Here is a 10,643-nt window from a genome sequence, read left to right on the forward strand (position 1 = left end):
ACTACCTCGATCCGGCCCCTCGCAGGATTCCGGCGCCGTCGTCGTCCTCGGACGATGGGGACATGATCAGGATGCGCGGGGTCAGCAAGAGCTACGGCCGTGGCGGGGGCAGGCTGTGGGCGCTGGTCGACATCGACCTCGCGCTCGAGCCGGGGACCTTCACGGCGGTCATGGGTCCGTCGGGATCGGGCAAGACGACCCTCCTGAACTGCCTGCTCGGGCTCGACAAGCCCGACTCCGGCGCGATCTACGTCGGAGACACGGACATCGCCCGTCTCGACGAGACCCGACTGGCGGAGCTGCGGCGGTCGCGGCTCGGGGTGGTGTTCCAGGCCTACAACCTGATCCCCGCGCTCACGGCGGCCGACAACATCTCGCTCCCCCTCCGGCTGGCGGGCAAGCCGATCGACACGGCCGCCGTGCAGCGCCTCGCCGACGCGGTGGGAGTCGGCGCCTTCCTCGGCCACCGGCCGGCTCAGCTCTCGGGCGGGCAGCAGCAGCGCGTCGCCTTCGCCCGTGCGCTGATCTCGGACCCCGAGCTCGTGGTCGCGGACGAACCCACGGGCGCCCTCGACTCCGCCTCGGCCGAGGCAGTTCTCGGCCTCCTGCGCTCGATCGTGCGGGACATGGGCCAGCAGGTCCTGATGGTCACCCATGACCCGGTCGCCGCCTCCGCGGCCGACCGCGTCCTCTTCATGGCCGACGGCCAGTGGCGGGGCGAGATGCGCGGAGCCACTGCCGCACAGATCGCCGGCGCCCTGCCGCAGCTGGGACGGCACGCGTGAAGGAGCTGGTCCGCCTCAGCCTGCGCGGACGATGGGGGCACGTGCTCGCGCTCGCCGTCACCATGACGTTCTCCGCGGCGCTGATCGGTGCGCTCGGCCTGATGACCGAGACGGGCGTGCGTGGGCAGGTCGGCACGGGCGAGTACGCGGCCGCCCCGGTCCTGGTCGGCGCCCCACAGACCCGCCCGGTGCGCGACGACGTCGACCTGCCGGTCCCGGGCCGCGCCCTGCTGCCGCCCTCCGTCGTCGCGGAGGTGTCCCGCGCGCTGCCCGGCGCACGGGTCGTCGTGGACCGGATCGTGCCGGGCGTCCTGGCCGCCGGCGACGACCCGGTGGACGTCCACCCGTGGTCGGCGACCACGCTGGGCGACCGCGGCCTCGCGGCTGGGCGCGCACCGGAGGCCGAGGACGAGATCGTGCTGGCGGGCGGAGTCGACGGCGCCGAGCAGCCGGACCTCGGCGAGGTCGTCGACGTCGGGTTCGGGGGCGAGGCGGAGCCGTTCACCATCGTCGGCGTCCTCGCCGCCGACGACTCCGGCATCGACGTGGCGGACGCCTACCTGAGCGACGACCACGCGCGGCTGCGGGGCGAGCAGCGCGTGGCGGCGGTCGGCGTCTGGCCCGGCGCGGGCGACGACACCGGGACCAAGGAGGTGGCCCTGGCCGCCGTCGCGAGCAGCGGCGCAGGCACGTGGCCGGCCGCCGACCGCGGCGCCATCGAGGTGGTCCGGCAGGGCCCGGCCAAGGGAGCGCTCGTCTCGGCGTCGGCCGCCTTCGGCGCGCTGGGGATCATCGTCAGCGCGTCCACGCTCATCGCCCTCACCGCCCTGCAGATCAGGGAACGCTCGCGAGAGCTGGCCGTGCTCCGCGTCGTCGGCGCCACCCCGCGGCAGGTGAAGCGCCTGCTGCGCGGCGAGATCAGGAGGGTGGCTCTCATCGCCTCCACGACGGGAGCCCTCGTCGGCCCGTTCCTCGGCGCCTTGCTGGTCGGCCTCCTCCGGTCCTGGGACGTCATCCCGCGGAGCCTCGACCCGGTGTTCGGCCCGGTGCCCTTCGTGACCGCGTTCGCCGTCGCGGTCGCCTCCGCGGAGATCGCCGTGCGGGTCTCCGCCCGACACGTCGTGGGCGGCAGCCCCCTCGCCGGGCTCGAGGGGTCCGACGAGCGACGAACCCGCGCCCCCCGGACGCTGGCGGGGTTCGCGGGCGTGGCGCTCGGGCTCGCCATGGCCTGTGCGCCGGTCTACGTCTCGGGCGAGGCGGCCGCCGCGCTGGCCGGCCTGTCGGGGCTGGCGATCGCCCTCTCGCTCGGCCCGCTCAGCCCGCTGGTCGTGCGGCTGGTGGCCCGGACGCAGCGGCGGCGGGCCGGTCGTTCGGCGACCCGATATCTCGCCCTGGCCAGCATCGGCGCACGGGCCGCGCGCGTCGGCGGCGTCCTGACGCCCCTCGTGCTCGGGGTCAGCCTCAGCTGCACGCAGCTCTTCACCGGCGTGACCGAGCAGGCCGTCGCGACCGACCAGGTCGACGCAGGGCAGCACGCCGACGTGCTGGTCCAGGGACGGATGACCGGGGTGGGCGAGGAGATCGCGGACGACGTCGTCGCGATGACCGGCGTCGCGGGGGTGGCGTCGGTCGTGACGACGGACGTCCTGGTCCTGGCGAACCAGGGGGATGCGACCTGGCAGTCGCTGCCCGCGCTCGCCGTCGAGGGAGACCGGATCGAGACGTACGCCGACCTGCGGCCAGTCGGATCGTCCGCGCTCGACGTCGCCGACGGCGGCGTCGCCCTCAGCAGCCAGGTCGCGAGCTCGCTGGGCGTCGACGACGGCGACGAGCTCGACGTCGTGCTCCCGGACGGACGCACGGTCGAGCGCCGCGTGACCGGGACCTACCTGCGCGGCCTCGGCTTCGGCGACGTGGTCGTCCCGATCGACGACCTGGCGCCGGCGACGGCCTCCGGGCGGCCGACCGCGCTGGCCGTCTTCGCCGCCGACGGCGCGACCGTGGCCGACGTCGAGCTCCGGATCGAGGAGCGGCTCGCCGGACGCCCCGGCCTCGCCGTCACCCGGGCGACGGCGGCCGATCGAGCCGACGAGGCGGCGGCCGATTCATCGGTCTTCCCCGTCCTCCTGCTCCTGATCCTGTGGGGCTACATCGCGATCGCCGTCGTGAACTCGCTGGTGGTCACGACGCTCGCGCGTCGCGCCGAGCTCGCCTGCCTCCGCGTCGTCGGGGCCACGCCGGCCCAGCAACGACGGACGGCGCGCTGGGAGGCGACGTTCCTCGCGGCGACCGGGTGCCTCGTCGCGCTGGTCGCGTCCGTCCCCGGGCTCTGCGGGCTCACGTTCGCCCTCAGCAACGGCGAACGGATCCTCCCGGCCGTCGACGCCGGCATGCTCGCTCTCGTCGTCGCCACCAGCTTCGGGCTGGTCCTGGCCACCACCGAGCTGGCCGCGCGGCAGGCGATGCGCGCGCGGACCTGACGCCATCCTTCAGCGCCGGACGTCGTAGACGAGCTTGACCACGCCGTTCGCGTATGCCGCGGACTCGCGCAACGACAGGGCGCGACGGTCGGCGCCGTGCGCGCCGAAGATCGTCTTGCCGCCTGGGAGGAGGTACGGGAACATCAGCAGGTTGTAGCGGTCGATGAGGCCGGCTTCGCCCAGACCCAATGAGAGCTCCGCGCTGCCGTGGATGAAGATCGGCCCCCCGTCGGCCTGCTTCAGATCGGCGACGTCCTTGGTGCTGCGCAGGATCGTCGTCGGTCCCCAACCCTCGACGAGCGCGTCGTCGTCGAGCGTCGAAGACGCGACGAACTTCGGAAGGTCCTTGTATGCCGCGTGATCGGCGGACGCGGGCCAGACGTCGGAGAACGCCTCGTAGCTGCGTCGGCCGAACAGCAGGGCCGTCGTCTCCTCGAGCTCTTCGCTCTTCAGGGCGTACGCCTCGGGGACGAAGTCGGTGTCGAACACCCACCCGCCCCCGGGGGGTGGCCCTCGGCCGCTCCGCCGGGAGAATCGACCGCGCAAGGACCCGGACGCACTCACGGCGTCTCGGGAGTGCGTGCTCGCCACAGTGCCCACGGCCAAGGCACACCTGAGTGGGAGCATCCGGGCGCACACGCTTCGCGTTGTGCGTCCTCACCGTGGTCGCGGAGCCAGGTCCAGAGTCGCTCGATCGGGAGCATCGGGAGTGCACGGGCGTGTCTCGCCGACGACAGCAGACGAGCCGTTCTGTGCGAGCTGGAGGTAGTCGTCCGACTCAGCTGCCGCTACCTCAACTCGGAATCTGCCGCCCTCAAACCTCGGACCAAGCCGCCCGACTGGCAGCCCCTTCCGCACGCCGTCCGGCGCGTTTCGGCGATTCGACGCCCACTAGGATCGGGCCGTGGCCAGCGACTATGCATTGGGCGCGAGCGACCCACGGGCAGCAACGACGCGTCGCGTCGCGGCCGGTGGGACGCTCGCGGTACTCGTTCTCGCCAGCCTTGGCCTCGGCACCTGGAACGTCGAGTCGCGAGGGGTATCGATCACGTCGGGTGTTGCCGCTGCCGTCGTGGGACTCGTCATGTACTCCGTGGTCGTCGTCCGGCGTTCGACCGATCGACTCATCCGGCTCGCCGACCATATGGCGGAGATCCGCCCACACGCCACCGTGATCCCCGCTCTCTCGGGGGTGGAGATGCGCGCGATCGCCCGCTCGCTCGGTTCCCCCACCTCGGGCTGGAGCACCTTCGGAGGATCGCCGACTGTCATGTCCGTGTCGGAGCATCGAGTCGAGGTGTGGAACGGTCGGGCGGAACCGGAACCACGCTGGACTGTCGATCGTGTGCGCGCGCGAGTTACCAGGCGTGTTGTCGTCGCCGGCGGCACCTCATGGCCCGGGATCCAGGTAGCGGATGGCTCGTTCAGAATCGTGGTCGCACCACGGTACGGAGCCGTGAACGCGGTCTCGTCGCAGCGGGAAGAGTACGTGCGGCGCGCCCTGGAGGATCTCGGCGTCGTCCCCCAGGCAGCGGAATTCGAGTATCTCGACAGGGACCGCGCTCCGGACATGCGATGGCATCCACACATGGCAAGGCAGCTGATCCCTGGACCGTCCGCCAGGTGGTGGGAGCATGCCTTCGCGTCGTTGCTCGGCGTCGCAGGCCTGTTGTTCGTGGCCGGCTGCACAGCGTTCGTCCTCCCGGAGGAGCCCTCGTGGGCACTGCCCTCCATCTTCGCGTTCCTGGCCTGCGCCCTCCTGATCGGCCGGGGGCCGTTCTCACCGATGCTGTGGATCGCAGACCGCCGGATCGAGGCGGAGTACGCAGCGGGGTACGCGACCAGCACCACGGCTCGGTACGACGTCGACGCCCCGGTCGACGTCGTCGACCCCAGGTCCCGTCGTGTCATCCGCTCCGCTGGTGAGTCGACGCACGCCGACAGGACCGAGCAGAAGGCCCTTCTGAAGGACCGGACGCTTCAGGCGCGCGACGCCGCCCGTGTCCCGGCCAGGAGAACACGCTCGCCTCGCCCGCCACACTGACCCCCACAACCGTGCGGTGGACCCGTGCATCATCACCCGACCCTTCCGCGACATGCTGTTCTGATGCTTGCCACGATCCGAACAGCGCTAGCGGCCGCGTGGCGGCGCTGACGGTGCAACGTCCCACGTTGGTGATTGAAGTGGTGCACGTCACGTCGCGCCGTGTCACGTTTCGCTGATCGGCGGTGTCTTGAGGGCATGACTGAACACAACACACGCCACAGGGTCGTCGTCATAGGGGGCGGTTACGCCGGAACACTCGCGGCCAATCATCTGCGGATGCGCACCGATGTCGCTGTCACACTGATCAATCCCCGACCAACGTTCGTCGATCGAGTCCGGCTGCACCAGTTCGTGTCCGGAACCGGCGACGCGACGATCGACTACGGCGCGCTGCTCGGCGAGGGGATCGAGTTGGTTGTCGACAGCGCCACGCGCATCGACGCCGCCGCTCGTATGGTGCGGCTGGAGTCGGGTCGCGAGCTGAACTACGACCACCTCATCTATGCGGCCGGCAGCACCGCGGCAATACCGTCTGTGCCCGGTGCGGCCGAGTTCGCTTTCCCCATCGCTGAATTCGAGGCCGCGCAGCGGTTGCGCGCCAGGCTCGATGAGGTGCCCCTCGATGCTCCTATCACCGTGGTCGGTGGCGGGCCGACCGGTATCGAGACGGCAGCTGAACTGGCCGAACAAGGACGCACGGTCACGCTGGTGTGCGGAGCAACCCTGATGCCGTCACTGAGTGCGCCAGGTCGCCGGTACGTCGTCAAGTGGCTGTCACGGCAGGGTGTGACCGTGCTCGAGGCCGACCGGGTGATCGAGGTCCGGCCGGATGCGGTCGCCTTCGCCGAAGGCACGGTACGTCCGAGCGCCCTCACCATCTGGACGACGGGCTTCGGCGTGCCCGAGTTGGCGACCGCGAGTGGACTGCGGACCGACGCGTTGGGCCGACTGCTCACCGACGAGACGCTGACCAGTGTCGATGACGCCCGCATCGTCGCGGCCGGTGACGCCGCCGCACCGTCGGGGCAGCCACTGCGGATGAGCGGCCAAGCCGCTGGTCCGCTCGGGGCGCAGGCCGCCAACACTGTTCTGAGCCACATCGCGGGGACCGAACCGGCGGTGATCAACCTGGCCCTCACTGGGACGTGCATCAGCCTCGGCCGTCGCGTCGGCATCCGACAGCTCGCCCGCCGAGACGACACCGCGGTGAATCTCTACATCGGCGGCGGCATGGGCGCCAGAATCAAGGAGTCGACTTGCAAGGTGGGGGTAGGGAAGATCCACCGGGAGGCCCGCAAGCCAGGTGCTGTGTACTGGCCCAAGGGCGGCCCGCGGCCTGAGCATCCGACTGGTGCTGCACCGGTGGTTTCGCCTTCATGACAACCGACGAACATGCCGAGCGGTTCACCATACTGCGCCCGCTACTTTTCACGATTGCCTACGAAATGCTCGGCTCGGCAACCGAATCCGACGACGTGTTGCAGGACAGCTATCTGCGCTGGGCCAATGTGAACCTGGCGACGGTGCGCGACACGAAGTCATATCTGGCCCGGCTGGTAACCCGGCAGGCACTCAACACGTTGCGGGCGGCCGCGCGCCGCCGCGAGGAGTACGTCGGCCCGTGGCTGCCCGAGCCACTGCTGCTCGACGAGCACGACGCCTCAGCCGACATGGTGCTCGCCGAATCGGTGTCCATGGCCATGCTCGTGCTGCTGGAAACCCTTACTCCCGACGAGCGAGCAGTATTCGTTCTGCGTGAGGTGTTCGGCTTCGACTACCGCGACATCGCCGCAGCGGTAGGCAAATCCGTGATGACGGTGCGCCAAGTGGCGCACCGCGCCCGCTCACACGTGCAGGCGCGGCGCAAACGCTTCGAGCCCGCTGACGGGGCGCAGATCACGCGGATCACCGAGCAGTTCATGACGGCCGCGGCCACCGGTGACACCGACGGGCTGCTCTCGCTACTCGCTTCGGACGCCACCTGGACCGCCGACAGCGGTGGCAAGGCGACCGCAGCTCGTCGGCCAGTGGTGGGCGCGGAGAAGGTAGCCAGTTGCGTCATCGACCTGTTCCACAAGGCGAGGAGGACGCAGAACCTGCGGATCGAGATCGTCAACTGCAACAACGCGCCCGCGATGGTCGTCTACAGCGACGACTGTCTGGAAGGGGTCTTCCTGATCGAGATCATCGACGGAAAGATCACCAATTTCTATGCCATCCGCAATCCAGACAAACTCATCACGGTGGCGATTCCGCGTCATGTCAGCCGGTAGGGCGCGACAGAACGCAATGAAATGAGCGACACCGACCTGGCTGCCGCACACCGGGTAGCAGGGTGCGACCCACGGCCCAGCTCACTCTCCTGTTCCCTAGTACTACAGCCGTAGATCGTGATCGTGACCTGCGGTGATGCTGTGAGACGCGCCGACGGGGCCCGGGGCGACGTGCGCGGCTACGTGCTCGACCCTCTCGCTGACCCCGGTGCGGTGCTGGTGATCGACGAGACCGGGGACTTGAAGAAGGGCACCGGATCCGTGGGGGTGCAGCGCCAGTACACCGGCACCGCGGGCCGGATCGAGAACGCGCAGGTCGCGGTCTACCTGACCTACGCGGCCCCGGGCGGGCACGCGTTCATCGACCGAGCCCTGTATCTGCCGAAGTCCTGGTGCGACGACCGTGATCGGCGGACACGTGCCGGCATCCCGGAAGCGGTCGGGTTCGCGACCAAGCCGCAACTGGCCGCGGCGATGATCGACCGCGCCGTGGCGGCCGGAGCTTCGGCGTCGTGGGTCGCCGGCGACGAGGTCTACGGCGGCGACGCGACGCTGCGCGCCCGCATCCGTGCCCGCGGGCTGGGGTATGTCATGCAGACCGCCGCCAACCGGCACGTGACCACCGCCGTCGGGAGGATTCCCGTACGGGACCTGGCCGCGAGGATGCCCGCCTCGGCGTGGCAGACCTACTCCGCCGGCGAAGGGTCCACGGGGCACCGCTACTACTCCTGGGCGCTGATCAGCATCGACCCCGAACCCGAGCCCGCCAGCACGACGAACTCGGCCCCAGGCGGGGAGCAGACGCTGCTCGTGCGCCGCAACGACACCACCGGCGAACTCGCCTACCACCTGTGCCACGCCCCCAGGCCCGTGCCGATGCGCACGCTCGTGCGCGTGGCCGGGCAGCGATGGCGCATCGAGGAGAACTTCCAAGCCGCCAAGGGCCTCGTCGGACTCGACCACCACCAGGTCCGGCGCTGGGACTCCTGGCACCGGTGGACCACCCTGGCGACGCTCGCTCACGCGTTCCTCACCGTCCTGGCAGCCGTCGCGCGCAGCGACGCCCGACAACAGCCCGGGCTGATCGCGATCACCGTCGCCGAAGCCCGACGCCTGTTCACCGCTCTCGCCGCGAGCGTGGCACGGAGCACCGACGACATCCTCCACTGGTCCCTCTGGCGCCAACGCCACCAAGCCAGAGCCCGTACCGCCCACTACCACCGGCGCATCACCGCAGGTCACGATGACGATCTACGGCTGTAGTACTAGGGCCTCAACATCGCGTGCACCTCGCTGCGGCATGCTCTCGCTCGCCCACGACGCGCCGCTGAGGCCGCATCTGGCGACCCCGCCAACGAATCTCCAGCCACAACTTGGCTCCCGACGCTCGAAGCGGGCCCGGGAACGCAAAAATCCCGGCCAGGAGAACCTGACCGGGACTTTCCGAAGGTGTTCCGGCCCTGAAGCCGAAACCCTCCTCACGTGCGCGAGGGGGGAGTTGAACCCCCACGCCCTCTCGGGCACACGGACCTGAACCGTGCGCGTCTGCCTATTCCGCCACTCGCGCGTGCCGCAGAAGATTAACACGGCGGCGAGGGTGCTCCCCAATCACTGTGGCGCGCCCGAGCGGGCACCGGAGCGGGGGGTGTGGCACCGTCGTCCCGACGCAGGTGGTGGCCGCGTGCGACGTGACCTGGTCGTGACCTGCCGGTTCTGAGTCTGCGCCGAGCGTTCGCAGGAAATCCACACCGCGCGGAGGGATGGTGCTGCGGCGCTGCCTACGATCTAGATAGTCTGCCCGCGAACGAGTCGGGCCGACGGGAGGAGGTGGCATGGGCGCCTTGGATCGCTTCGAGAAGAGCGTGGAACGCGCGATGAACAACGCGTTCGCGAAGGTGGGTCGTAACAGCGAGATCAAACCGGTCGAGCTGGCGAGCCGGCTGCGCCGTGAGGTCGACGACCGCGCAGCGGTGGTCGGCAGGGACCGCACTGTCGTGCCCAACGAGTTCACCATCGAGCTGTCCACGGCGGACTTCTCCCAGATCGACGCCTGGGGCGCCGAGACGATGGCCGACGAGCTCGCGACCAACCTCACGGAGTACGCGGCGTCGCAGCACTATGCCTTCGTCGGCCCGGTCAGCGTGACCTTCGAGGAGCACGAGGACATCGCCGCCGGCCGCTTCGAGCTGCGCTCCGCGACGGTGCGCGGCAACGTCGCCCCAGCCACGTCCGCGGCGCCGTCTACGCGCCACCCGCTCATCGACATCGACGGTCAGCGCTACCTGCTCACCGGCCCCGTCACGGTCATCGGCCGCGACGCCGAGGCCGACATCGTCGTCGACGACCCGGGCGTCTCGCGCCGTCACCTGGAGATCCGCGTGACGGGGGAGGGCGTGGTCGCCACCGACCTGGGCTCCACCAACGGCCTGTTCGTCGAGGGCCACCAGGTGCCCGCCGCCACCCTGCTCGACGGGAACACCCTGACCATCGGCCGTACGCGCATCATGTTCTGGACCGGTAATGCCTCCGGCCAACAGACCGAGGACTGGTGATCTCCCCAGAATGAGTGAGCTGACGATCACCCTGCTCCGGCTGGGCTACCTGGTGCTGCTCTGGGTGTTCGTGCTCTCCGCGATCGCGGTGCTGCGCCGCGACCTGGCGCCCCGTGGGGCCCCGCGGGTCTCCCGCGCGGAGCGACGGCGCACCGAGGCCGCCCCCGCTGCCGCCGGGCCCGCGGCGCCGGCGGCGCCCGCCCGTTCCGGCCCGTCCCGCCTCGTCGTCACGACCGGCCCCCTGACGGGCACCACGCTCCCGCTGTCCTCGGCGTCGATCCTCATCGGCCGCTCGCCGGGCTGCACCCTCGTGCTCGACGACGACTACTCGTCGTCGCGGCACGCGCGCATCTTCCCGCAGGGCGACCAGTGGTACGTCGAGGACCTGGGATCGACGAACGGCACCTTCATCGGGGACACGCAGGTCTCCGGGCCGGTTCTGCTGGCGCCGGGCGTCGGCGTCCGGATCGGCCAGTCCGTCGTCGAGCTCCAGGGGTGAGCGCTCC

The 10,643-nt window shown here is 70.5% G+C and carries 9 protein-coding genes and 1 tRNA gene; 8 read left to right on the plus strand and 2 right to left on the minus strand.

Going from position 1 to position 10,643, the window contains the following annotated elements:
• The first annotated feature begins 62 nt into the window (after positions 1 to 62).
• Both AC1C2V_RS16720 and AC1C2V_RS16725 read left to right on the plus strand, forming a co-directional pair.
• Entirely contained in the window at positions 63 to 785 is a 723-nt protein-coding gene (locus tag AC1C2V_RS16720) for an ABC transporter ATP-binding protein (RefSeq protein WP_495390772.1), read from the plus strand.
• Entirely contained in the window at positions 782 to 3,265 is a 2,484-nt protein-coding gene (locus AC1C2V_RS16725) for an FtsX-like permease family protein (protein ID WP_495390773.1), read from the plus strand. Before AC1C2V_RS16720 ends, AC1C2V_RS16725 begins: the two co-directional genes overlap by 4 nt.
• A gap of 9 nt (positions 3,266 to 3,274) precedes the next feature.
• Here the strand turns inward: AC1C2V_RS16725 and AC1C2V_RS16730 are convergent, their stop codons facing one another.
• The gene (locus AC1C2V_RS16730; RefSeq protein ID WP_495390774.1) at positions 3,275 to 3,754 is read right to left on the minus strand and encodes a dihydrofolate reductase family protein; all 480 of its coding nucleotides are present in this window, start codon (positions 3,752 to 3,754) and stop codon (positions 3,275 to 3,277) included.
• A gap of 415 nt (positions 3,755 to 4,169) precedes the next feature.
• Here AC1C2V_RS16730 and AC1C2V_RS16735 point away from each other — a divergent pair, with 415 nt between their 5' ends.
• From AC1C2V_RS16735 to AC1C2V_RS16750, 4 genes are all read left to right on the plus strand, one after another.
• Entirely contained in the window at positions 4,170 to 5,309 is a 1,140-nt protein-coding gene (locus AC1C2V_RS16735; RefSeq protein WP_495390775.1) for a hypothetical protein, read from the plus strand.
• Between the two features lie 198 nt (positions 5,310 to 5,507).
• Entirely contained in the window at positions 5,508 to 6,692 is a 1,185-nt protein-coding gene (locus tag AC1C2V_RS16740) for an NAD(P)/FAD-dependent oxidoreductase (protein ID WP_495390776.1), read from the plus strand.
• On the plus strand, positions 6,689 to 7,585 hold the full coding sequence (locus tag AC1C2V_RS16745; protein ID WP_495390777.1) for an RNA polymerase sigma-70 factor: 897 nt from the start codon (positions 6,689 to 6,691) through the stop codon (positions 7,583 to 7,585). The genes AC1C2V_RS16740 and AC1C2V_RS16745 overlap by 4 nt, the downstream gene beginning before the upstream one ends.
• A 141-nt stretch (positions 7,586 to 7,726) precedes the next feature.
• Positions 7,727 to 8,848 (plus strand): IS701 family transposase, encoded by a 1,122-nt coding sequence (locus AC1C2V_RS16750; RefSeq protein WP_495390778.1) that lies wholly within the window; start codon positions 7,727 to 7,729, stop codon positions 8,846 to 8,848.
• Positions 8,849 to 9,068: 220 nt separating this feature from the next.
• Here the strand turns inward: AC1C2V_RS16750 and AC1C2V_RS16755 are convergent.
• A tRNA-Leu gene (locus tag AC1C2V_RS16755) sits at positions 9,069 to 9,152 on the minus strand.
• A 265-nt stretch (positions 9,153 to 9,417) separates the two neighbouring features.
• Here AC1C2V_RS16755 and AC1C2V_RS16760 point away from each other — a divergent pair.
• Positions 9,418 to 10,137 carry an FHA domain-containing protein gene (locus tag AC1C2V_RS16760; protein ID WP_495390779.1) on the plus strand — a complete coding sequence of 240 codons (720 nt, stop codon included), beginning with the start codon at positions 9,418 to 9,420 and terminating at the stop codon, positions 10,135 to 10,137.
• Between the two features lie 10 nt (positions 10,138 to 10,147).
• Positions 10,148 to 10,636, plus strand: a complete 489-nt coding sequence (locus AC1C2V_RS16765) for an FHA domain-containing protein FhaB/FipA (RefSeq protein ID WP_495390780.1) — start codon at positions 10,148 to 10,150, stop codon at positions 10,634 to 10,636.
• The last annotated feature ends 7 nt before the right edge of the window (positions 10,637 to 10,643 follow it).

This window comes from Isoptericola sp. Y541, from assembly GCF_059445465.1.